At 62.1% G+C, this 23,608-nt stretch carries 19 protein-coding genes; 7 read left to right on the forward strand and 12 right to left on the reverse strand.

Annotation, left to right across the window (positions count from 1 at the left end):
- Positions 1 to 27 precede the first annotated feature (27 nt).
- Positions 28 to 2,106, forward strand: a complete 2,079-nt coding sequence (locus ACFWXH_RS22500; protein WP_379123824.1) for an ATP-dependent helicase — start codon at positions 28 to 30, stop codon at positions 2,104 to 2,106.
- A gap of 15 nt (positions 2,107 to 2,121) precedes the next feature.
- Here the strand turns inward: ACFWXH_RS22500 and ACFWXH_RS22505 are convergent, their stop codons facing one another.
- Positions 2,122 to 3,453 (reverse strand): PQQ-dependent sugar dehydrogenase, encoded by a 1,332-nt coding sequence (locus ACFWXH_RS22505; RefSeq protein ID WP_379123558.1) that lies wholly within the window; start codon positions 3,451 to 3,453, stop codon positions 2,122 to 2,124.
- Between the two features lie 52 nt (positions 3,454 to 3,505).
- Positions 3,506 to 3,763: a hypothetical protein gene (locus ACFWXH_RS22510; RefSeq protein ID WP_379123559.1), complete on the reverse strand. Its 258-nt coding sequence runs from the start codon at positions 3,761 to 3,763 to the stop codon at positions 3,506 to 3,508.
- 14 nt (positions 3,764 to 3,777) lie between these two features.
- Here ACFWXH_RS22510 and ACFWXH_RS22515 point away from each other — a divergent pair, with 14 nt between their 5' ends.
- Positions 3,778 to 4,509 carry an alpha/beta fold hydrolase gene (locus ACFWXH_RS22515; protein WP_379123560.1) on the forward strand — a complete coding sequence of 244 codons (732 nt, stop codon included), beginning with the start codon at positions 3,778 to 3,780 and terminating at the stop codon, positions 4,507 to 4,509.
- 48 nt (positions 4,510 to 4,557) lie between these two features.
- On the opposite strand, the gene ACFWXH_RS22520 is transcribed toward ACFWXH_RS22515, so the two are convergent.
- Positions 4,558 to 5,004 carry a DMT family transporter gene (locus ACFWXH_RS22520; RefSeq protein WP_379123561.1) on the reverse strand — a complete coding sequence of 149 codons (447 nt, stop codon included), beginning with the start codon at positions 5,002 to 5,004 and terminating at the stop codon, positions 4,558 to 4,560.
- Positions 5,005 to 5,258: 254 nt separating this feature from the next.
- On the opposite strand from ACFWXH_RS22520, the gene ACFWXH_RS22525 reads away from it, so the two are divergent.
- Positions 5,259 to 5,675 carry a hypothetical protein gene (locus ACFWXH_RS22525; RefSeq protein WP_379123562.1) on the forward strand — a complete coding sequence of 139 codons (417 nt, stop codon included), beginning with the start codon at positions 5,259 to 5,261 and terminating at the stop codon, positions 5,673 to 5,675.
- A gap of 257 nt (positions 5,676 to 5,932) precedes the next feature.
- Positions 5,933 to 6,136: a hypothetical protein gene (locus ACFWXH_RS22530; protein ID WP_379123563.1), complete on the forward strand. Its 204-nt coding sequence runs from the start codon at positions 5,933 to 5,935 to the stop codon at positions 6,134 to 6,136.
- 18 nt (positions 6,137 to 6,154) lie between these two features.
- On the opposite strand, the gene ACFWXH_RS22535 is transcribed toward ACFWXH_RS22530, so the two are convergent.
- From ACFWXH_RS22535 to ACFWXH_RS22560, 6 genes are all read right to left on the reverse strand, one after another.
- On the reverse strand, positions 6,155 to 8,800 hold the full coding sequence (locus ACFWXH_RS22535; protein ID WP_379123825.1) for a molybdopterin-dependent oxidoreductase: 2,646 nt from the start codon (positions 8,798 to 8,800) through the stop codon (positions 6,155 to 6,157).
- Between the two features lie 8 nt (positions 8,801 to 8,808).
- On the reverse strand, positions 8,809 to 9,144 hold the full coding sequence (gene nirD, locus ACFWXH_RS22540) for a nitrite reductase small subunit NirD (RefSeq protein WP_379123564.1): 336 nt from the start codon (positions 9,142 to 9,144) through the stop codon (positions 8,809 to 8,811).
- Entirely contained in the window at positions 9,144 to 11,594 is a 2,451-nt protein-coding gene (gene nirB / locus ACFWXH_RS22545; protein ID WP_379123565.1) for a nitrite reductase large subunit NirB, read from the reverse strand. The genes nirD and nirB overlap by 1 nt, the downstream gene beginning before the upstream one ends.
- Positions 11,595 to 11,609: 15 nt before the next feature.
- The gene (locus ACFWXH_RS22550; protein WP_379123566.1) at positions 11,610 to 12,905 is read right to left on the reverse strand and encodes a nitrate/nitrite transporter; all 1,296 of its coding nucleotides are present in this window, start codon (positions 12,903 to 12,905) and stop codon (positions 11,610 to 11,612) included.
- A gap of 333 nt (positions 12,906 to 13,238) precedes the next feature.
- A complete protein-coding gene (locus ACFWXH_RS22555) occupies positions 13,239 to 14,477 on the reverse strand; it encodes a CmpA/NrtA family ABC transporter substrate-binding protein (RefSeq protein WP_379123567.1) in 1,239 nt (412 codons plus the stop codon).
- Positions 14,474 to 15,076, reverse strand: a complete 603-nt coding sequence (locus ACFWXH_RS22560; RefSeq protein ID WP_379123568.1) for an ANTAR domain-containing response regulator — start codon at positions 15,074 to 15,076, stop codon at positions 14,474 to 14,476. Before ACFWXH_RS22560 ends, ACFWXH_RS22555 begins: the two co-directional genes overlap by 4 nt.
- A 390-nt stretch (positions 15,077 to 15,466) precedes the next feature.
- Here ACFWXH_RS22560 and ACFWXH_RS22565 point away from each other — a divergent pair, with 390 nt between their 5' ends.
- The 3 genes from ACFWXH_RS22565 to ACFWXH_RS22575 are packed head-to-tail and all read left to right on the forward strand — an operon-like array spanning position 15,467 to position 19,549.
- A complete protein-coding gene (locus ACFWXH_RS22565; protein ID WP_379123569.1) occupies positions 15,467 to 16,237 on the forward strand; it encodes a hypothetical protein in 771 nt (256 codons plus the stop codon).
- A gap of 47 nt (positions 16,238 to 16,284) precedes the next feature.
- Entirely contained in the window at positions 16,285 to 17,487 is a 1,203-nt protein-coding gene (locus tag ACFWXH_RS22570) for an HlyD family efflux transporter periplasmic adaptor subunit (RefSeq protein ID WP_379123570.1), read from the forward strand.
- Positions 17,474 to 19,549: a peptidase domain-containing ABC transporter gene (locus ACFWXH_RS22575; protein WP_379123571.1), complete on the forward strand. Its 2,076-nt coding sequence runs from the start codon at positions 17,474 to 17,476 to the stop codon at positions 19,547 to 19,549. The genes ACFWXH_RS22570 and ACFWXH_RS22575 overlap by 14 nt, the downstream gene beginning before the upstream one ends.
- Before the next feature lies 1 nt (position 19,550).
- Here ACFWXH_RS22575 and ACFWXH_RS22580 read toward each other — a convergent pair whose 3' ends face one another.
- From ACFWXH_RS22580 to ACFWXH_RS22590, 3 genes are all read right to left on the reverse strand, one after another.
- Positions 19,551 to 21,335: an alpha/beta hydrolase family protein gene (locus ACFWXH_RS22580; protein ID WP_379123572.1), complete on the reverse strand. Its 1,785-nt coding sequence runs from the start codon at positions 21,333 to 21,335 to the stop codon at positions 19,551 to 19,553.
- Between the two features lie 533 nt (positions 21,336 to 21,868).
- Entirely contained in the window at positions 21,869 to 22,105 is a 237-nt protein-coding gene (locus ACFWXH_RS22585; RefSeq protein WP_054308621.1) for a hypothetical protein, read from the reverse strand.
- A gap of 316 nt (positions 22,106 to 22,421) precedes the next feature.
- Positions 22,422 to 23,552: an ABC transporter substrate-binding protein gene (locus ACFWXH_RS22590; protein ID WP_379123573.1), complete on the reverse strand. Its 1,131-nt coding sequence runs from the start codon at positions 23,550 to 23,552 to the stop codon at positions 22,422 to 22,424.
- Positions 23,553 to 23,608: the final 56 nt, after the last annotated feature.

The following is a 23,608-nucleotide window of genomic DNA, read 5'->3' on the forward strand; positions in this document are numbered from 1 at the left end:
GAAACGGAAACGATGCTTCATGCCCCCATGAACATCGCCATCCGTGATTCGATCGAGGACCCCGCCTACCTGTCGAAGCTGAACGACGGCCAGAGGGCGGCGGTCCTGCACGGAGAGGGCGCCGTTTGCGGACCGCTTCTGATCATCGCGGGCGCGGGATCGGGCAAGACGAACACGCTTGCCCACCGCGTCGCGCATCTCATCGTGCGCGGCGCCGATCCTCGGCGCATCCTGCTGATGACGTTCTCGCGCCGTGCCGCGACCGAGATGGCGAAGCGCGTCGAGCGCATCGCCGCCGAGGTGATGAAGGAGCGCGCCGCGAGCCTCATGGAAGGGCTGACATGGGCGGGCACGTTCCATTCGATCGGCGCGCGGCTGTTGCGGGACTATGCGCTGGAGATCGGGCTGGAGCCGAGCTTCACCATCCATGACCGCGAGGATTCCGCCGACCTGATGAACCTGGTCCGGCACGAGCTTGGCCTCTCTGCGACCGAGAACCGTTTCCCGACCAAGGCGACATGTCTTTCGATCTATTCGCGTGTCGTCAATGCGCAGGACGCGCTCGAACAGGTCGTCGGCGACTGTTTCCCCTGGTGCGTCGGCTGGACCGAAGAGCTCAAGCAGCTGTTCGGTGCCTATGTCGAGGCAAAGCAGCGGCAGAACATCCTCGATTACGACGACCTGCTGCTCTACTGGGCGCAGATGGCTGCCGAGCCGGAAATCGCCGCGCATCTGGCCTCGCGCTTCGACCATATCCTCGTCGATGAGTACCAGGATACCAACCGGCTGCAGGCATCGATCCTGACGGCGATCAAGCCGGACGGAGCCGGCCTGACGGTGGTGGGAGACGACGCCCAATCGATCTATTCCTTCCGTGCCGCGGAAGTGCGCAACATCCTCGACTTCCCCACTTTGTTCCCCTCGCCCGCCGAAATCGTCACGCTCGATCGCAACTATCGTTCGACCGATGCGATCCTGAACGCCGCGAACGCCGTCATCGGCGAAGCGGCCGAACGCTTCACCAAGAACCTGTGGACCGATCGCTCGTCGCATGAAAAGCCGGCGATCGTCACCGTTCGCGACGAAGCCGAGCAGGCGAGCTACATCTGCGACGAGGTGCTGAAGGAACGCGAGACCGGAACCGTGCTCAAGCAGCAGGCGGTGCTGTTTCGGGCATCCCACCATTCAGGACCGCTCGAGGTCGAACTGACCCGGCGCAACATCCCTTTCGTGAAATTCGGCGGGTTGAAGTTCCTCGACGCGGCCCATGTCAAGGACGTGCTTGCCGTGCTGCGCTTCGTGCAGAACCCGCGCGACCGCATCGCAGGCTTCCGTGTGATGCAGCTTTTGCCGGGCATCGGGCCTGCCGCGGCCACACAGGCGATCGACAGCATGGAGCAGTCGCTCGACCTGGAGATGGGCCTGGCGCGTTTCGCGCCGCCGGCCCGTGCCGCCAAGGACTGGCCGCAATTCGTCGATCTCTTCTCGGACCTGCGCCGAGGCCCCGCCTGGCCTTCGGAAATGGAGCGGGCCAGGCTCTGGTACGAGCCGCATCTCGAGCGCAAGCACGAGGACGCGACGGCGCGCCGGGCGGACCTGCTGCAATTGGAGCAGATCGCGGCAGGCTATCCGTCCCGCGAACGCTTCCTGACCGATCTGACGCTGGATCCGCCGAGCGCGACCAGCGATGAGGCGGGACCGCCGCTCCTCGATGAGGACTATCTGATCCTGTCGACGATCCACTCGGCCAAGGGCCAGGAATGGACCAAGGTGTTTCTCCTCAATGCCGTCGACGGCTGCATCCCGATCGATCTGAGCGCCGGCGAACGCAAGGAATTGGAGGAAGAGCGCCGCCTGCTCTATGTCGCGATGACGCGGGCGAAGGATTCGCTGCACCTGATCACGCCGCAGCGTTTCTACACCTCCGGCCAGGCGGCGCGTGGCGACCGGCATGTCTATGCCTCGAAAACGCGCTTCATCCCGGCCCATATCCTGCAGCATTTCCATCTGACGTCGTGGACAAGCCAGGCGCTTCGCGACGAGCAATCCGTGCGGCCGCGCGCCAATGTCGACCTCAAGGGCAAGATGCGGTCGATGTGGAAGTGATCGAGCGATAATCCATTATTGCGCAGGCACCACCCGCCAGACCCTGTTGCCGACATCGTCCGCGACAAGAAGAGCACCGCTTTTGTCGATTGCAACGCCGACCGGCCGGCCACGGGCCTTGTCGTCCTGGTCGAGAAAGCCGGTCAGGATGTCCTTCGGCGGACCGGATGGCTTCCCGCCCATGAACGGCACGAAGATCACCTTGTAGCCACTGCGCGGCAGGCGATTCCAGGAACCATGCTGCCCGACAAAGGCGCCGTTCCTCATGTCGCTCCCAAACCGGTCGTCTGGATTGAAGGTGAGTCCCAGCGAGGCGGTGTGGGGGCCGAGCGCATAGTCGGGCTTGACCGCACGTGCGACAAGATCCGGCTTTTGAGGCTGGATGCGGTCGTCGACATGCTGGCCGTAATAGCTGTAGGGCCAGCCGTAGAAGCCACCGTCCTGGACCGAGGTCATGTAGTCCGGAACCAGGTCGCTGCCGATCTCGTCGCGTTCGTTCACCACCACCCAGAGTGCGCCGTTCTCGGGATTCCATGACAGGCCGTTTGGGTTGCGCAGCCCGGAAGCGAACAGGCGCATCCTGCCGGTCGCGAGGTCGATCTCGTGCACCGCCGCGCGGCCTTCTTCCTCGTCCATGCCGTTCTCGCCGACATTGGAGTTGGAGCCGACGGTGACGTAGAGCTTGGTGCCGTCCCGGCTTGCGATGACGTCCTTCGTCCAGTGATGGTTGCGGCCGGCAGGCAGGTCGACGATCTTTTCCGCCGGCGCGTCGATCCTGGTTGCGCCTTCCTGATAGGGAAAGGCGACGATCGCGTCGGCATTGGCGACATAGAGCTTGCCGTTCAGCAAGGTCATGCCGAAAGGCGACGAGAGACCTTCCAGGAAGGGCGTTTTCAATTCGGCGATACCATCGCCGTCCGCATCGCGGAGCAAGCTGATGCGATTGGCGCTGTGGGTTTGCGCTCCAGCCTGACTCTGGAAGAGGTCTGTGAAGAAACCGCGGATGCTGAAGCCGGTCTCCGGCTTCGGCGGCGAGTTGCTTTCCGCCACCAGCACATCGCCGTTCGGCAGCACGTGCAGCCAGCGCGGATGGTCCAGGCCGCCGACAAACTCGTTCACTGTCAGCCCTTGCGCGGCCGTCGGCTTGCCGCCGTCAGGCCATGGCATGGCTTCGGCCACATTGACGTTCGGCAGCCATTCGGGGCGCGGCTCGGCAAGCGTCGGGCTCGCGCCATAGGTCTGCTCGATCGGGACCGTGGCCTCGTGGCGTGACGCATAGACGAGTGCGAAGCCGCCGCCGGCGATCACGACGACGAGTATGGCAAGCGTGATGATGAGTTTCTTCACGGTCGACCTCCCAGTTCGGGATCAACGCCGCTCCGCTGCCGAGGTTGCGTTTTCATGCGGCAGGTTCGGGAAGAATGTCGCCGGCGCTTCGATGTTCCGGTCGCTCAGTCCCCTTGCAGCCTTGGTGGGTGCGATCGCAGCCGCCACGCTGACCTGTGCGGAACAGATGGAGCTGCGCCTCCAGCGTGCGGCGGCTCGCTTCGAAACGCGCTTTATCCTCAAGCATCTGACGCGGCATGTTATCGATGCCGTGGGCAGGGGAATCAGTTGTCCCGATGGCGACCACCTGGATGCGGTCGTCGTTCAGCATGCAAAGGATGGATCATGTTTCGATCGTTGTTGTCAGTTGTCGCGCTCGCGTCGATTGCCCTGTGGAGCCCGATGCCGGCTTTCGCGGGCCAGACTGCGCTCACGTCGAACGCAAGCATCAAGAACGACCTCAACTACCTGCTCTACAAGCCTTCGGACTACGACAGCTCCGACAAGACATATCCGCTCGTCGTCTGGCTTCATGGCGGGGACCAGGGCGGAAGCGATATCGAAAAGGTCAAAAGGAGCGGGCTGCCGAAACTGATCGAGGGCGGAAAGGAGTTTCCGTTCCTTGTCTTCTCGCCGCAGAACCCCAGCGAGGAACTGCTCTATCCGATCGAAAAAGTGGATGCCGCGCTTGAGGACGTCATTGCAAAACACCGCGTCGATCGCAGCCGCATCTACGTGATCGGCTATAGCCGCGGCGGCTTCGGTGCCTGGGCGCTGGCCGAGCAGTTCCCGAACCGGTTCGCAGCCATCGTTCCCATCGCGGGCGGCGGCAATCGCCACTATTTGAACAGGACAAACGAAAAGGCCGCCTTCTGGGTGTTCCATGGCACGGATGACGATGTCATTCCGCTATCCGATTCCGTTGTCCTCTATGAACGGCTCAAGGGTCTCAAGCGCAACGTGCGATTGAGCGTGCTCGAAGGCGTGGATCATTCCGGCATCGAAACAGCCGCCCTGAACGATGCCGGGTTGTGGGACTGGCTCCTGAAACAGCGGCTCGAGAGCGCTCCGAAATAAACCACAGAAGTGTCGGGAAGCCGATTCATGACAGCCACCGCGCCGCTATCAGAAGCGCAGTTGCGTCATGGCGGCTCCCGCGAAGACAAGCAGTATGCCTGCCGCCCTCTGCCAGGTGATCGGGTTGGATGGAACGCCGAAGCCGGCGAACTGGTCGATGATGGCCGCCCCGGTCAATTGACCGAGCACGACGAAGACAAAAAACGCCGCAACGCCGACCTTCGGCGCGACCATCAGCGCGCCGATCACGAACAATGCTCCGACAGCCCCGCCGATCAGCACCCACCAGGGCAGCTCCGCAAAGCGCGACCAGCCAACCGATGACGGATCCAGGAAAACCCTGGCGATGAAGACCATCGCGAAGCTGATCGTGATCGAGCAGATGGCGGCCAGCAAAGGACTTCCCAATATGGCTGCGGCCTGGGCGTTGATCGGCGGCTGCATCGAGATCAATGCCCCCAGACCGAATGCGGCAATCAGATAAAAAAGGTTCACGTCGCTCTCCCGTCGTCGGTAGCCACCGTCACCTTGTGAAGATCCGGCAACGCTGACCACCCGGTTCGCGCCATGTTACCGAACAGTAACATTTCCGTGTAGCTGGAACTCGCACTTTTTAGCCGCATTCCCTTTCCGTGGATCGGGAACTTCCGGCGAGGAGAGCAAGTCGCGACAGGTGGAACCAGACGATCCAGCAGCTGAACGGGCTGCGGAGTGGACGTTGCTTGTTCAAAATCTGTCGAGGAACAAAAATGTCTCACATTTCTTCCAGGCTTCTCCTTCTTGCCTCCGTTGTCGCACTGGTCCCGGTTGCAGACGGCGCACTGGCCGCCGAGCGCCACGCGCGCAAAGCGGCCCATGCGATTGCCGTGCCCGACAACAGCATGGCCCGGGCGATCTTCAACCAGGCCGAAGGCGTGGAACAGGGCATACGCTATGCCGCCCAGCTCAACCTGATCGACGCGGCCAAGGCCGGCTCGCTGGCTTCCGAAGCTCGCTCCATCCGCGGCCAGGCCGCACGCGGCGACGGCTCACGGGAACTGCTGGCAAGGTTGAGCGACGTTTCGCAGAGCCTGCGGGTCGCCACCGGGGAAGGCTGGCGCATCGGTGGCGGCGGTGACGGCGGCTATTATCCGGCGGGATACGGTTCGAACTTCCCCAACCGCTGATCAAGCCGGCCTTCGCATACAGCCCGCCCCGATTTTCGGGCGGGCTGTTCTTGTTAGGGGCTCATAGCACCGGCGACGATATGAACGCGGACTGACCTGAGGCGGCACCCTCCTGACAGAATGATGTCAGTTTGCCCCAGTTATCCTGGGCAGGTCCGATTCTCCCATTTTGGATGAGTTGACGCCGTTTGCTCGGCGATCGGACGTATCGAAAGAGTCGCGTCGTTGGAGCCAGCAGCAAAGGCTGGGTGATCGAAATGTCTGATTTGAGCATAATGAGCAGGGCACGGCCGTTGAACACGGTTCCGCATCTCTACGAGCGCACCGTCGAACTGTATCTGAACATCCTGGACATGCAGGACCAGGTCGAGAGCGTCAGCCCATTCCAACTACGCACGCTTTTGCAGGAAGCCGAGCAGGTCGTTGCAGGGCTGATCAGGAAAGAGGCCAGCTCGCTCTAACCGCGATGCAAGGGAAGATCACTCGGCTGCCTGGACAAGACCAGTGTCGATGATGGCCCTGATCTCGGAGCGGCAGGAGCCGCAATTGGTGCCAGCACCCAGCTCCCTGCCGATAGCCTCCAGATTGCGGCAGCCGGCGGCCACGGCATCGGCCAACTGGTTCACGCCGACATTGAAGCAGGAGCAGACGATGCGGCCAGCCGACGGCATGGCGGCGGGCGAACGTCCCGACAGCAGTGCATGGCGGTCGGCAGATGTGAGCTGCGCCCGGCTGCCCAGCAGTGAAACCAGCCAGTCGCGTGCCGGCAACTGTCCCTTCGGGGCGACCAGCAGCGCCTCGGCCATCGCGCCGTTTTCATCGACGGCCGCCGCCCGGTAGGTCAGGCCCTTGCGGTCGCGGTATTCGACCAGATGGTCGGGGCTGGCCAGCAGCCCGCGCGCCAGCAGGATGCCCTGGTCCGGCGTTTCGGTGCCGCCGAGCTCGTAGACCCAGCCGCCCGCGACGGCCTGCCGGCTCCAGTGCACGAAGCCGGTCGGTTTCAGGTCGCGGCGCGTCATCAGCACGCCCGCCCAGGCAACCTCTTCACGCGTGATGCGCAACGGCACGTTCTTCAGTTCCGGCTGGCCGGAATGCGGATCTGTGATCGGCGTCGTCAGCCCCCCGGCCCCTGAATTGGCCGCAAAATGGCCGCTCCAGTGCATAGGCAGGAAAGCCTGGCCCGGACGCTGCGCCTCGGTGACGCGAACCTTGGCACGGGCAAAACCATAACGCGTCGACAGATGCGCGAGATCGCCATCGGCGAGCCCGTTGGCTGTCGCGTCGCGCGGGTTGAGGTCGAGCATCGGCTCCGGCGTGTTCGCCATCAGGCGCGGCACTGCGCCGGTTCGCGTCATGGTGTGCCACTGGTCACGCAGCCGGCCGGTGTTGAGCGCCAGCGGGTGCTCGGCAGTGACGGCAAGTGCAGTGCCTTCCTGCCGCACGGCAACGAAGCGCGCGCGCCCGTCGGGAGTGGGAAACTTGCCCTGACCCAGCAGACGACCTGCCCTGCGCTCGTCGCGCGCAGGCCAGAGCCTGGGCTCGAACGTCTCATAGTCCGCGTCCGAGATGTCGGCCAGCGCACCGAGATCGAACAGCCGCTCGCCCTTGTTCTCGAAGGCGGAAAGCGCCGCATGCTCGCGGAAGATTGCAGCGGGATTGGCGAAATCGAACGCCGAGCCGAATCCCATGCGGACAGCGACATCGCAGATGATACGCCAGTCCGGCCGCACCTCCTCCGGCATGGCCAGGAACGGCCGCTGCCGCGAAAGCCGGCGCTCGGAATTGGTGACCATGCCGCCCTTCTCGCCCCAGGCGGCAGCAGGCAAAAGCACGTCGGCGAAACGGGTGGTGTCGGTGCGTGTGACATCGGAGACGACGACGAAATCGCAGGCCTTCAGCGCAGCGCGCACGCGGCCGGCATCCGGCATGGAGACAGCCGGATTGGTGCCCATGATCCAGAGCGCCTTGACCCGGCCATCCGCAACCGCCCGGAACATATCGACCGCCTTCAAGCCGGCCCTGGTCGCGATCTCCGGCGCGTTCCAGAAGCGCGCGACACGGTCGACGTCGGCGCCATTGTCGAAATTCATGTGGGCGGCAAGCTGGTTGGCCAGTCCACCCACCTCGCGACCGCCCATCGCATTCGGCTGGCCCGTCACGGAGAACGGGCCCATGCCGGGCCTGCCGATCCGACCGGTCGCAAGGTGGCAATTGATGATGGCATTGACCTTGTCGGTGCCATGCGCCGACTGGTTCACGCCCTGGCTGTAAACGGTGACCACCCGCTCGGTGACCGAGAAGAGTTCATAAAAAAAGCGGACATCGGCCGGCGCCAGACCGCACCCCTTCGCCACATGCTCGACACTGGGCGCATCGGCTGCGGCCAGCGCCACGGCCTGCTCGAACCCTGTCGTGCTCGCGGCGATGTAGTCGCTTTCCAGAGCGCCGGCATGCGCCAGATGCGCCAGCAGGCCGTTGAACAGAAGCACATCGGTACCGGGATCGAGCGCCAGATGCAGGTCGCATTCATCGGCCGTGGCGGTACGTCGCGGATCGATCACGACGATGCGGGTACCGCGGACTTTTCGCGCGGCCAACAGGCGCTGGTAGAGGATCGGGTGGCACCAGGCGGTATTCGACCCGGTGAGCACGACTAGGTCGGCTTCGTCGAAATCCTCATAGATCCCGGGCACGATGTCCTCGCCGAAGGCGCGGCGGTGGCCGGCGACCGACGAAGCCATGCACAGCCGGGAGTTGGTGTCGATGTTGGCAGAACCGATGAAACCCTTCATCAGCTTGTTGGCGACGTAATAGTCCTCGGTCAGCAATTGCCCGGAAATGTAGAAGGTAACCGAATCCGGCCCATGCTCGGCGATTGTGTCCTGGAACTGCCGAGCGACGCGGTCGAGTGCCATATCCCAATCTGTCCGCCTGCCGGCGATTTCCGGGTGAAGCAGCCGTCCGTCCAGACCGATGGTTTCACCAAGCGCCGAACCCTTAGAGCACAGCTTGCCACTATTGGCAGGATGGTCGGGATCACCGCGAACGGAAGTTTCGCCAGCCTTGGCCAGCACGCCGCAACCCACCCCGCAATAGGGACAGGTCGTGTTCACCTCAGCGCCCATACCTATGGTCACTCCGCCGCCTGCAGCATTGCGCCGAGCGCGATCGAAATGCGCCCATCCTCGACCCGCACCGGGATGATCTTCACCGCCCCCTCGTCCGCGCCGAGCGCCTTGCCGGTTTCGAGCGAAAACACCCAGTTGTGCAGCGGACACGTCACGGCGGCGCCGTGCACGATGCCCTGACTGAGCGGTCCGCCCTTGTGCGGGCAGTGATCCTCGATGGCGAAGACACGGTCGTCATGCGTGCGGAAGACGCCGATCCTGCCATTCGGGGTCCTCACGCAGCGCGCGCCGCGCAGCGGGATGTCGTCGATCATGCCGATGTCCAACCAGTCCATCTTCATCACTCCGCAGCGACCCGGTAATCCGTCTCGGCCATCGGCCGGAACTCATGCTTGTCCTTGCCCGAGACGCGCTCGGACCATGGATCGACCTGCGCGAATTTCTGGCTGAAGACGAAGCGTCCGAAATAGGCCTTGCGCCTGTCGGGATCGGCCATGATCTGGCGGCGGATCTCGTCGAGGCCGATGCGCTTGGCCCATTTGTAGATGCGCTCGAGATAACGCGCCTGTTCGCGGTACATCTGCACGAGCGCCACGATCGCTTCCATCGCCTCGTCCTCGCTGCGCACCAGGCCGAGCACTTCCGTGCCCTTGATGTCGAGGCCGGCGGCACCGGCGAAATGGATCTCGTAGCCGGAGTCCACGCAGATCACGCCGACATCCTTGCAGGTCGCCTCGGCGCAATTGCGCGGGCAGCCGGAGACCGCCATCTTGACCTTGGCCGGCGTCCACGAGCCCCACATGAACTTTTCGATGCGGATGCCGAGCCCGGTCGAATCCTGCGTGCCGAAACGACACCAGTCGGTGCCGACGCAGGTCTTCACCGTGCGCAGCCCCTTGGCATAGGCATGGCCCGAAACGAAGCCGGCCTGGCCGAGATCGGCCCATACCGCCAGCAGGTCTTCCTTGCGGATCCCCAGCATGTCGATGCGCTGGCCGCCGGTGACCTTGACGGTGGGAATGGCGAACTTGTCGACCACGTCGGCGATGGCGCGCAGCTCCGCCGCCGAGGTGACGCCGCCCCACATGCGCGGCACCACCGAATAGGTGCCATCCTTCTGGATGTTGGCGTGGACGCGCTCGTTGATGAAGCGCGACTGGTAGTCGTCGGCGTATTCGCCCGGCCAGTCGGCGACGAGATAGTAGTTGAGCGCCGGCCGGCATTTGGCGCAGCCGCAGGAGGTCTTCCACTCCAGCTCCTGCATCAGCGCCGGGATGGTCTTCAAGCCTTTTGCCTTGATCAGCCGGCGCACCTCGTCATGGCCGAGTTCGGTGCAGGTGCACATCGGCTGAACCGCAGCCGGGTTGTAGGAATCGCCCAGCACAAGCGCCATGACCTTCTCGACCAGGCCGGTGCAGGAACCACACGAGGCCGAAGCTTTGGTGTGGGCACGCACGTCGTCCAGCGACGTCAGGCCCTTCTCAGTGATCGTGGCAGCGATCTTTCCCTTGCAGACGCCGTTGCAGCCGCAGATTTCCGCATCATCCGCCAGAGCCGCAACGGCCGCCAGAGGGTCCGCGGAAGCGCCCCCCTGGAACGCCTGTCCGAAGATCAGCGTGTCGCGCATCTCGGAGATATCGACTTCCTTCTTCTTGAGGTCGTTGAACCAGGCGCCGTCGGCCGTCTCGCCGAACAGCACCGTGCCGATGATCCGGTTGTCCTGCAGGATCACGCGTTTGTAGATGCCGGCCGCGGCATCGCGCAGGATGATCTCCTCGCGGTCCTCGCCATCGGCGAAATCGCCGATCGAATAGAGATCGATGCCGGTGACCTTGAGTTTGGTCGGCGTGTCGGAATGCACGAAGCGCCTGTCGTCGGCGCCGGCAAGTTTGGCCGCCATCACCTTCGCCATTTCATAAAGCGGCGCGACAAGGCCGTAGACACGGCCATCGACCTCGACGCATTCGCCGAGCGCGAAGATGTCGGGATCGGAGGTCTGCATGCGGTCGTCGGTGACGATACCGCGATTGACTTCGAGCCCTGCCTCCCTGGCAAGGCTGACATTCGGCCGGATGCCAACGGCCATCACCACCAGTGTGGCCGGGATGACCTCGCCGGTGTCGAGCTCGACGCCCTGCACCTTGCCGTCGCCGACGATCTGCCTGGTGTTCGCCTTGGTCCGGACCGTGATGCCGCGTGCCTCCAGCTGCTTCTGCAGCAGATAGCCGGCGGCCGGATCGAGCTGACGCTCCATCAGCGTGGGCATGACATGCAGCACGGTGACATCCATGCCGCGTTCCTTCAGCCCGGCTGCCGCCTCGAGGCCAAGCAGCCCGCCGCCGATCACCACCGCTTTGTCGCGTGACTGGGCGGCGAGAAGCATGGCGCCGACATCGTCGAGGTCGCGATAGGAGAGCACGCCGGGCAGATCCTTGCCGGGCACCGGAATGATGAAAGGCACCGAGCCGGTAGCGATGACCAGCCTGTCATAGGGCTCGGTCACGCCCTTGTCGGACGTGACGGTCCTGGCCGCTCGATCGATACCGACGATCTTGTGGCCCTTGTAGAGCATGATGCCGTGCTTGATGTACCAGCCGTCGCCGTGGATGACGATTTCCTCGTACTCCTTCTCGCCCGACAGGACCGGCGACAGCATGATGCGGTCGTAGTTGACGCGCGGTTCGGCGTTGAAGATGGTGATCCGGTAGCGATCGGGTGCGGCTTCGAGCAGGTGCTCGAGCATGCGCCCCGGGGCCATGCCGTTGCCGATGATGACGAGTTTCTCTGTCATGATTCCTGGCCTTCGTTATTCGGCTGGGGACACGGCGGCCTGTTCGGCCAGGGCGCGGGCCTGCTCCATGCGCAGGATGGCGAGATGCATCCAGCCAAGGCAGGCGGCCACGATGACGAAAAGCAGCATGAAGCAGCTCGACCAGACATCGGTCAGGTCGTTGAGCGCGCCGAAGGCGATCGGCAGGAAGAAGCCGCCAAGCCCGCCGATCATGCCGACGAGGCCACCGACGGCGCCGACATTGCCGGGATAATAGACAGGGATGTGCTTGTAGACCGCGGCCTTGCCTACGGCCATGAAGAAGCCGAGCACGAAGGCCACGGCGATGAAGGCGACCCAGCCTATTTCGAAATGGAAGGAAACCGGACCGCTGATGCCGCGCAGCGTGAAGTCGGCCGCCGGCAGGGCCAGCACCGCGCAGCACACCGCCGAGACCGCGAAGGTCCAGTAGAGCACCATGCGCGCGCCGATCCTGTCCGACAGCACGCCGCCATAGGCGCGGAAGATCGACGCCGGGATCGAATAAGCCGCCCCGACCATGCCCGCGGTGGCGATGTCGAAGCCGTAGACGCCGATCAGGTAGCGCGGCAGCCAGAGCGCCAGCGCGACGAAGCCGCCGAAGACGAAGAAGTAGTAGAGCGCGAAACGCCAGACGCGAACGTCCTTCAACGGTTCGAATTCGGACAGGAAGCTGCGCGGCTGGCCGGCACCGGCAATGCGGCGCTGGCGGATCACCGGGTCATCTTCGGTCGTGAACCAGAAGATGCACGCCATGAAACCGAGCACGCAGGCCCAGATGATCGCCACGTCCTGCCAGCCAAGCGCCAGCATGACGAAGGGCGCCAGGAATTTCGTGACCGCGGCACCGACATTGCCGACGCCGAAGATGCCCAGGGCCGTGCCCTGTTTCGCGGCCGGGAAGAAGCGCGAGACATAGGCAACGCCGACGGCGAAGGAACCGCCCGCCAAGCCAACGCCGAGTGCCGCGAGCAGCATCTGCGGATAGGTCTGCGCGAAAGCCAGCAGGAACGTTGCGAATGCGGCCGCCAGCATGGTGGCCGTATAGACCAGGCGGCCGCCGAAACGATCGGTCCACACGCCAAGCACGATCCGGACAAGCGAGCCGGAGAGGATCGGCGTGCCGACAAGCAGTCCGAACTCGGTCTCGGAGAGCCCGAGCTCCTGCTTGATGCGGATGCCGATGATGGAAAAGATCGTCCACACGGCAAAGCACACCGTGAACGACAGCGTGGATAGGATCAGTGCATGTGTGGCCGCCGGATCCCGGCCCTGTCGAAAAGATACGCCCATTGCTCGCTCCGTATTCGGCTTCAAAGCCGTTGCGCGGCTGAAAACAAAAGGCTGCCGAACAGGCCGCCCCGCGTCCGTACATCCGGGAGCGCGTGGTGACCTGAACGGCAGCCTTGCCTGGTGCGCCCGTCATTGGACGCAGAATTCGCGGCCCAGTCCTGGGCCTCGACTTTTACAAAGCAGGATGCGTGCCAGTTTCGGCCGTCAGCATTTTATTTAATGAAATCAATCATCATCAGTGCATCGACTGAAATCGGCATCTGTCAGCGCTGGCAAAACTTCCGGCAAACAGCATATCGCCATGCACAAAAATGATGCAGTGCGAAAGAACGCCTACTCTTTCGGCGTGACTGCCATCTGGCTGCGAATATAGTCCGCAACACGGTCGGGATCGAACACCTGCCCGTCGAAGAAGCCGTCCGGCCCGAGCACCAGGCTGGCGCCGGCCGAACCGACCGGCGTTTCCGTCACGAGCGCGCCTTCGACCTTGGCGTTGGCTCCAGGCAGCGCCACGCCGAGATCACGCAGGGCCTGCCGATAGAGATCAGGGCGATAGGATTCGCGCGCAACGGCTTCGTGTGCCTGGGCCGCCTCGACCTGGCCCCAGCGGACCATCTGGCTGTAAAACCAGAGCGCATGGCTCTTCCACGGAAAGGTGGCGGCCTTGGCGTGCGGCAGGAAGAAATCCTGCGTCGCGACCTCGCCGCCATCGCCGGTGCGGATCAGCCCGGTGAGCGCCGGCTTCAGCCATTCGGCGGGGCAGTCGACAAAGGCCGGCCTCGCCATCAGTTCCGCGAGTTCGCCATGGTTGCCGCTGTCGCCACACCAGGCGGCGGCGCGGTAGAGCGCCCGCAACAACGCCGACAATGCCTCGGGCTGTTCCTCGGCCCACTCAGCCGCGACGCCCAGCACCTTTTCCGGGCTGGAGCGCCAGAGCCTGGCCTTGGTGGTGACGATGCGGCCGACGCCTTTGGCGACCGCCGCCGTGTTCCAGGGCTCGCCGACGCAATAACCATCGATGCGCCTGGCGCCGAGCGCGTCGGCCATGTAGGACGGCGGCACGATGACGATCTCGATATCGCTGTCGGGATCGACGCCGCAGGCGGCGAGCCAGTAGCGCAATTCGTAGTTATGGCCGGAATGCGGATGCACCACGCCGAAGCGCAGCGGCGGCTTGCCGGTGGCCTTGCGGCGCGCCATGACGGCCGCCAGCGCGGCCCCGGTGGATCGGGGATCGAAATCCGGCGATGCGCCCTGTGCCCGCATCTCGTCCCAGAGCAAATGTGAGACGGTGACCGCATTGCCGCCGAGACCCAGCGCCATCGGCGCGATGGTGCGTGCGGCAAGCGGCGTCAGGCCGAGATTGCAGGCGATCGGCATCGGCGCCAGCATATGCGCGACGTTGAAATGGCCGACGGCAAGGCGGTCGCGGATGCTTGCCCAGGAATTCTCCCGGGTGAGACGAAGGTCGATGCCTTCCTTGGCCGCGAACCCCAGCTCGCGTGCGGCAACCAGCACGGCGCTGTCGAGCAATGGCAGGAAGCCTGCGGAGATCTGATGGATCCGGCTCATTGATCGTCTCCTGCGCCCAGCAGGCCAGCGGCGGTGACAAGGCTCTGCGCCACGTCGCCGATCTTGCGGTTCTGGTTCATCGCGGTCTTGCGCAGCAGGGCGTAGGCATCCTGCTCCGAAAGTCCGCGCGATTTCATCAGGATGCCCTTGGCGCGCTCCACGGTCTTGCGGCTCTCCAGTTCAGTGCGCGCTTCCTCGAGTTCACGCTCCATCCGCGAGAACGCGTTGAAGCGGCTGATCGCCATGTCGAGAATCGGCTTCACCCTCTCCTTCTTCAGCCCATCGACGATATAGGCAGAGACCCCGGCATCCACCGCCGCCTCTATCGAAGCGGTGTCGGAGCGATCGACGAACATGGCAATGGGCCGCTTCACCGCGCGCGAGAGCTGGAACATGTTCTCCAGCATGTCCCGGTTGGGATTCTCGATATCGATGACGATCACATCCGGCTGCAGCGCCGCGATGCGGGCGGCGATGCCGGTCACGTCATCGACCAGCGTCACTTCCGCGTGGCCGGCCTCACGCAGCCCGGCTTCGATGATCGCCGCGCGGATGCGGTTTTCATCGATGACAAGGATGCGGAGCGCGCTGGAAAGCATGCTTCACTTTTGCCCTGCATTTGCTGCAATGCAACAAAAATAGAGAAAGGCGTTCGCAGGCGCTTTGATGGTTCCGGCGACCTGGCACAGATCAGCTCCACTTTGACCACCGTGGATCGCCTGCCGAAAACAACTGCGAATTGCAGATGATTAGCCGGCGCTGACCAATTGTACTTGTCTGCCGATCAATGCTCCGTCGCGTTCATCCGGGCGAACCTGCCCTCCGCCAGGACAGCATGGATTTCACCGATCCTGATGGCCCACCACTCGCCATCGCTTACCGGCTGAGAAAATATGTGACTATGCCGGGCCCGAGAAAATCGCGAAAAAGCATAGCGTGATTACTGTCGCTTGCCAGCGCGAGATCCAGGGGGGTTGTTCCAGACTTCGATGGAAGCGATCCAAAAACGTCTTCAGGATTACCTCCGCTCCGTGACCAACTCGAACCTGACCCTTGGTGGGTCGAGGCGCGACATGGAACGGCAGTTGGCGGCCAACGACGAAACCGTTCGCAACCCACGATTGACGCTTGGAGATCTCGAGCGAAGCAGCGAAACGGGGCGGCTGGTTGCCGCGCTGAAACCTCTGTCCGCCACGGGACGTTCCGCAACCTTCGTCTGCCCGCACTGGGGGAACTATGTCGCGACATTCACGTCCATCGCGTTTCAGCTTCCCGACGAATCCAGGTTCATCGCATTTCGCGGGGACGACTGGGGAGAAAGCGAGGGGCTGTTCTGGGAATATCTGAACCAGCTGAGCCGAAGGGAGGTATCCATCTATCACACCGATCAAAGGCGCATCCTTGCGAGCATCGTCAAGGAGATGCGCAACGGCACACATCTGTTCGTGCTCTTTGATCTCTTCAGGAAATACGGAGAAACCGCTCCGATCCGTTTCTATGATGCGGAACTGCACGTCACAATCGGCTGGGCAAAGCTGTGTTACCTTGCCCAATCAGTGGTGGTCAGTGTCGCTCCCGCCTCGTTGCAGCGGCCGGATATCCTCATTCTCGATGTCATAGACCCGAGGAACTCTTCGACACAGGAGCATTTTGTCGGCGAGTGCATGCGAGCGCTGAGCCGAAGCCTGGAAATCCTCGTCCACGAGAACCCGGGCTACTGGTTCATGTGGGAGCATCTGGACAAGTACGGCCGACAATGAACAAGCCGATCTTCCGAAGCGAGGCCATGCAGTCCCTGGAGACAACCATGTCCCAGGCGACACAGGACCCTCGCCTGCAGCGGCCAAACCGGGCTGTCTATCTGGCTGTTTTTCTCTCGGTTCTTCTTGTCTGCGTCTGTTTTTTCCAGATCTCCCTGGGGGTCTCGGCCAAGGGAATCCTGCGTCCGGCCGGAGCCAGCACGCCGATCGTGGCGGAAAGAGCCGGCGTCCTCACCTTCGTGGCTTCGGAACGGAAGCCGGTCGTCGCCAGCGCGGGGCAGACCATAGCGAGCATCCGGAATCTCGACCTCATAACAATGCGCCGCGCCCCGAATTTGCAATACAGCCTGGCGGATCTGGCCGAGCGGCGAAAACGCACGGAAGCGAGCCTGGAAAATCTTCGCGGCAGCTTTGCCGCCCAGGCGGCGGAAAGCGTGCAGATGGAGAAGAGCCTCCAAGCGCTTTCGAACGGCTTGAACGAACTCCAGCCGGTCTATGACCAGGACCTGAAGCGCCTGACGTCCGAACTCGACCAGAAGCGGCGCCTGATGGACCAGGGACTGGTGCGCAAGGAGCAGATCGATGTCATCCAGAACCTGCTGACCGAGCGCACGATCCAGGCGCGCGAAACGCGGCTGAGAGAAGCCAGCATCATCACCCAGCTTTCCGAATTGCGCGTCAAGCGCGGTGAACGCGCCGACGCCTACGAGCGCGACAGGCTTGCCTTGGAAAACCAGCTCTCGGAGATCAAATCGGCGCAGACGGCCGAACCCGAACTGCAGACCATCGATGTGGTGATGCCCAAGGCGGGAACGATCCTGCCGCGCGGGTTTGCGGCGGGCCAGACCGTCAAGAGCGGAGATCTTCTGTTCGACATCACCGACAAGAAGGAGGATTACCTCTTCGAAGTCGACGTGCCCGCGCCCCAGATCGGCGAGTTGAAAGAAGGGCTTTCCGCCAAGATAGAGGTCACAGCTTACCCGTTTTCGGAATACGGGTTTGTCGACGGTCGGGTTCGCTACTTCACGCGCGCACCCAATGAGCCGATCAGCTTCAGCACGAATTTGCCCACCGGTTCGAATTTTCGCCTGATCGTCGAGCCCGATCCGGCTTCATTCAAGGCTTTCCTCAAAGAAAAGGCGATCGTCCCCGGCATGGAAGTCACCGTCCATATCCGCAAGGAGAAGGTCGCAATCTGGCGACTTCTTCTAAAGCCATTGCTTCGGTTCCAGTCCCGTGTTTCGGCCTGATCTTTCCTGGCGGCGCAGGATTACGCCCATCAGACAGGCTGAAAGCCACGAATGTATCCTGGCTTGTATTGCCATGATCGCCGGATTTTATGGAAGGCGCCTGACGCTGTCGCAGCTGCGCACGCAATTCCCCTCTTTGGGGCGTGGGGGCACGTTGCGCGACATGATGGAAATAGCGCGCCGTCTCGAATTGAGCCCGCGCGCGGTCAGGGCAGACCTGTCAGCCCTGGAAGGGCTGCGCCTGCCTTGCGTCGTGCACTGGGATTTCAACCATTTCGTCGTTCTGGAGAAGGTCAACCGGCAGAAAGTTCAGATCGTCGATCCGGCAATAGGGCGGCAGACGATCGATCTCGCAGTTTTCTCGCAGCACTATACCGGTGTGGCATTGGAGCTGGTTCCTTCGCCGCAATTCAACGACGCCGCCCAGGATGCGGATTCCAGGAAGCCAAGCGCCAGTTTCATTCCGGTCAAGGCCTTCGCCAAGCCGATCGTCCAGTTCGTTGCGATCTCGATCCTTGCGCTCGCCTTCTCGCTGGTTTCCCCACTGGCCGTACAGATCATCGTCGACGAAGTCATCTTGAAGGACGATCGCGATCTGCTGATGCTGGTGTGCCTCGCTTTCGTATTCGCCAATGTCACGGGCGCCATCGCGGCATATGCGCAAAGCCTGCATCTGCTTCGATACTCAGCGTTGACCAGGTCGCAAATCACCTATCGGTTCCTGGAAAGGCTGCTCTCACACCGATGGTCCTATTTCTCGCGGCGCAACCTGGGCAGCTTCGTCGCGCAATACAACTCGCTGCATTTCCTGGTGAGCTTCGTCGTCAAAAGCGTCGGCGCCCTTATTTCCGATACGCTGTTCATTTCCGTCGTCAGCATCATTCTTTTCCTGATCGAGCCGAAGATCGCGCTGATCGTCTTCGTCATCAATCTGGCCGTCGTCGGGATGCGGATCGCCTTGCTCAATCAGGCCCGGAGGCTGCAGGACAACGACGTCCTCGAACGGTCGAAAGAGGAAGCCTTCTTCGTGGAATCCATACGAGGAATCTCTTCCGTAAAGGCCAACAAACTGGAATTCCTTCGCCTCGAAGGCAATCTCGACAGGACGATCAAATCAACGAACGCGTCGTTCGGGCTTGGTTTGTTCACGACGCGATATGCGCTTTTCCTGAGCGTCGTAAAAGCATTCGAAATCATAGTCGTCCTTTACTTCCTCGCGCTTGCGGTCATGCAGAACATGATGAGCGTCGGCATGATGTATGCCTTCTACGCATACCGACAATTCCTCGACCAGCGTCTTTCCAACTTCGTCGAGTCGGTCGGAGACGTGCTGAACCTGCAAGTCCACAAGGATAGGCTGCAGGAAGCCTTTCAGGTTGAGGAAGGCACGGAAGAAAGCGTCGACATCGGTTTCTTCATGCGCTTCAAGGGCGCGGTGGCCGTCGAGGGGATCAAATACGCGGTCGACAACAGAAGACTGCCCGTCCTTGAGAATTTCTCCGGATCCGCGAAAGCAGGTGAGTTCGTCCACGTCGCGGGACCTACGGGCGCGGGGAAGACCACGCTTCTCAAGATCATCCTGAACATCATCAGGCCAGACAACGGCGTCATCCTCGTCGACCAGATCCCCATTTCGGAAGGCAATGTTTCGGTGCTGCGAAACAGCGTGGGCGTGGTCTTGCAGGAGGACACGCTTTTCAAAGGCAGTATCGTGGAGAACATCTCACTGTTCGACGACCGGCTCGACCTTGGCCGCGTGGAGGAATGCTGCAAGCTCTGCCATATCCACGACGAGATCGCGCGGCTGCCGCTCGGATATCAAAGCGAGGTTGGCGACCTGGGCTCCAACCTGTCCACCGGCCAGCAGCAGCGCCTCCTGCTTGCCCGCTCTCTCTACCGCGACCCGCCGATCCTGATCTACGACGAGGCGACCGCAAACCTGAATTCAGAAATCGAAGAGAGCATCCTTGCGCGCCTGAAGCAGCTCAACAAGACCGTCATCTTCGCGTCCCACTCGGATCTGGTGGGCAGTCACGCAGACCAGGTGTGGCATATCAAATAGCCTACCTAAGATATCTGGCAGCCACGCCATAGATATCAAAGGACCCGGCCCGGCCGCCGAGGTTCCTTGCCAGGAACCTTTCGATGGCGAGCGCTCGACGCAGCTTGGTTTGCCATTTCGCGTAGATGTGGCCTTCGTCGGCGAAATACATGGCCGTGACGGGTTTGCCCAGGGATTTCAGGGCGCGTTGAAACATGATGGAATGTTCGACACCAACGACCTGATCCTGCTTTCCCGCCAGGATCAGGATAGGCCCCGTGATGTCCTTGGCGCGCGTCAGCGGCGAGTTGGCCCGCATCTCGACAAGGTCGGCGGGGTCGTCGACGTCACCGAAGTAACGCTTCACCTCCTCCATGTGCAGCCCCCAGGCCGAAGGAGTGTTCTGCATGCAATGCACCAGATCCGTGATCGCATTCTCGATGATGGCGACTTTGAACAGGCCGCGGTCGCGCGCCATCGCCAGGGCTGCCGCATAGCCGCCATAGCTGGCGCCCATCACTGCCAGATTGCGCTGGTCGGCAATGCCCTTGGCGATCAGCCAGTTCGCGGCATCGACGATGTCGTCCTGCATCGCCTTGCCGACTTCACGATATCCGGCCGCCCTGAATGACTTTCCATAACCCGTGGACCCCCGGAAGTTGACCGACAGGATCGCGTATCCACGGTTGGCCAGGAGCTGCAGGTCGGGATTGTAGCCCCAGCCCTGGCGCTCCGCCGGTCCGCCATGGATCACGATGATCGACGGCCGGTTTTGTTGCCCCACCCCGGAGGGCAAAGTGAGGAAAGCCGGAATTTCCAGGCCATCGCGCGCCGTGAAGGAGACCGCCTGCGTCTCGACAAAAACATCCTTGTGCTTGTGAAGCGGATGTTTGGCGAGTTCGGTTTCAGTGCCACTCTCGAGATCGTAGAGCAGGTATTCGAACGGCTTTTCGCGCCAGGACCGGGCGACGGTGACGAAGCGGCTGTCACGCGATCGCCCCAGCAATTCGAGATCGACGGGATTGTCTCCGTCCAGCATCAGGCGATCGACAGCCTCTCCGGTTGGCGTGAACGCGCGCAGCCGCGGGTGGTCGTCGTCGAAGACGACGAAATCCGGCCGGCCGGCATCCTTGCTCAGGTGAACGGCATCCTTCACGTCAACCCTGGGGTGATCTGCAATGACCGTTTCTTCGGCGCTCTGGGGGTCGACACTGACCAGGGCGGTGCGATCGCGACCACGATCGGAAATGGCAATGAGCGGCGCACCTCTTTCAACCGCTCCGATCAGGCTGAATGTATCGTCGGGTTCGACCGTGAGCAGCGTCCGCCATGGCTCGTCTTGTCCATCACGCAGGAGAATGGCGGTTCCTGTGTCTCGAAGACGATCGATCCTTGCCAGGGGCACGGACTGATCGTCCAGCAGCCAACCGAGTGTCCGTCCGTCATTTTCGACCAGGACGGCATGGGAGCGGCCATCCTGGCTGACCGTGAACAGGTCGAAATAAGCCGGATCCCTGTCATTCGAAGCGACGATCAGCGGCGCATCGGCATGGCCCGGCAGCTTGTCTATCCGCCAGTTTCTGAACCCCTGGGGCGTTATGTCGACCCAATGGGTCCGTTGGGGCTTGCGAGGGTCGATCCTCAACAGGCGCCCGCCTGCGAAGACGAGCAGAACAGGCTCGAAAGGGTGCCAGATAAAGGTGTCTACACCGGGAGCGGTTATGGCGACGGGCGCACGCAACCAGTCGGCGGTCTTGCCGACATACAAAACGGTCCTGGTCCACTTGATCCCGTACCATGCGACCATCGCCCCATCGCAGGATGGTGCGTAACCCCACTTGCTGTTTGTATTTGCGAAGAAATCGCGAGCTGGAATGAGCGGGGGCGACAAGTCGGCACGTGGCGATTGATGGAGCATGAACCGATGTCTCATCCGTCTGATTTGACAAGCGCAAGTCTGACTTCATTCCCGCCACCGGGCAAGTTTCACCGGCTTCGATGATCTATCGCAGCGGCATATTCTGCAGAACCGCAATCATAACAGGTGATGACCTTACCCGCTTTCCAGCAAAAAATCCCTGTTCGCAAACACAGATCACGCTTTCAGAACGGCGGCGTTGACGACGACATATATGGCGCAAAGAACCACGAATGCGACGATCTTTTTTATCAACGATATGCTTTGCAAAGACGGGGACAAGGAAGAAAGAATAAAACAAATACCAAAAAACTTCAGGACAAAGCCGATCGCCTCCAGGATATCCGACGACAAGTTATATTTGTCCATGGATCAAACCTCAAAAAGCCCCTCCCGTCGGGGAGGGGCTAAATCGACATTCATTATTTGCCGCCACCGGCGCCGCCCATACCGAAGCCGACGCCGAAACCGATGCCGCCGCCAACCAGGCCATAGGTCCCTTTGTTGGCTCCTCTGCTTTCGGCGACATCATGGCCGATCGTGCGCCCGAGACCATAGCCACCGATCCCGCCGGCCGCGGCGCCGCCCCAGCTCCATCCGCCGGACACGGCATCGATTTCGTCATCGTTCAGTTCGACAATTTCCGGTGAAGTCTGCATCTTGCTCTCCTCAGTTAGCAGCGCTGCCATGGCAGGCTTCCAAACGAGGCGGATGGGCGCAATCGAAATATGCCGCACCGACACGGCAGGCCGATCAATAATTGTGACCCTGTTCACACGTCGTGATGTGCTGAACTCTATTCCTTTTAGCCTAAATCAATGCATATCCTTTTAGCCAAGCAATATTTCATGAGCCATAACACTCGTGAATATTGAGCAAAACTCTCGAAGATTGACGATAGATGACGCAACAGAACCGAACTCCAGCGTTGTGACGACAAGATCACAACGCTGGATTTGTTTGCAGCAGCCGAAATTACTTCTTCCCGCCCCAGCGTTCCGGATAACCGGGCAGTTCCTGGCAGCCGCAGAGGCTGTAGTGCAGCGGCGGCATGCGCTCATCGACATATTTGGCCAGCACGTCCTCGGTGATCGCCGGTTGCGGCAGCACCCATTCCGGGCCGGGGACCTGCTTGCCATCCAGCACGTCAAGAGCGGCGATGATGGCCGTGCGCCACTGGTAGGTCGGATAGGAGGGGCCGATCGCCGTCAGCTTTTCCGACTGCCATTTGCGCAGGAAGTCCTGCTGGTCCTCGCCGCTGATCACCGGATAGGGAAGGCCGGCATCCTCGAAGGCCTCCAGCGCTGCCGTCGCGGTGTCGCCGGCATCCATCCAGACAGCGTCGATCTTCTCGCCGCGATTGATGTAGTCCTCGACGACCGACTTGGTCTTGGCCCGGTCGCTGCCGGTGAACTCGGAGCCGACCACCTTGATGCCGGCTTCGTCGAAGATGTTCTTGGCCGCCGAATAGCGGGTTTCCAGCACATCAACGCCGGGCATGATGCGCAGCGCCAGCACATTGGCACCCTTCTTCAGCTTGCTGGCGATGAACTCGCCTGAGGTGATGCCGAAGCCATAGCCGCCGACCGGATGGATGTAGGTCACCGGGCACTGCGTGTTGACCCCGCGGTCGAAGACGATGACCGGCAACTTGCCGCAGGCCGCCTCGACCGCAGGGGTGAGCGCCGCCGTCGTGTTGGGCGAGACGATCAGCGCATCGCATTTGCCGCCGTTGACCAGGGCTTCGATATCGGAGATCTGCTTGTCGTCCTTGCCTTCGGCGTCGACGACGATCAGCTCCTTGAGACGATCCTTGTGCAGCTCGGCCTCGGCGTTGAGGTTGTTGAGACCGACCACGCGCCAGGGATTGAAGACGCCGGCATTGGAAAAGCAGATCGTGACCTGACCGTCCTTCTTGTATTTCGCCGTGTCGACCATGCCGTCGCCGAGATGCTGCGCCCAGGGCTGGCCTTCCGGCCCCTGCGGTTTCATCGACAGCTGCTCGCGCTGCTTCTTGAACTCGGCCGGATCGTTGAAATCCTGCGCCAGTGCCTGGCCGACGAATGTGAGCGCCACGGTGGTTGCCAGAACAGTCCTGAGTTTCATTTTTTTCTCCTCCTCCACGAAGCCGGTTGCGCCCGGCGGTTGCTATCGAAAGTCGA

The sequence above is a fragment of the Mesorhizobium sp. NPDC059054 genome (assembly GCF_042739215.1).
Lineage (GTDB): Bacteria > Pseudomonadota > Alphaproteobacteria > Rhizobiales > Rhizobiaceae > Mesorhizobium.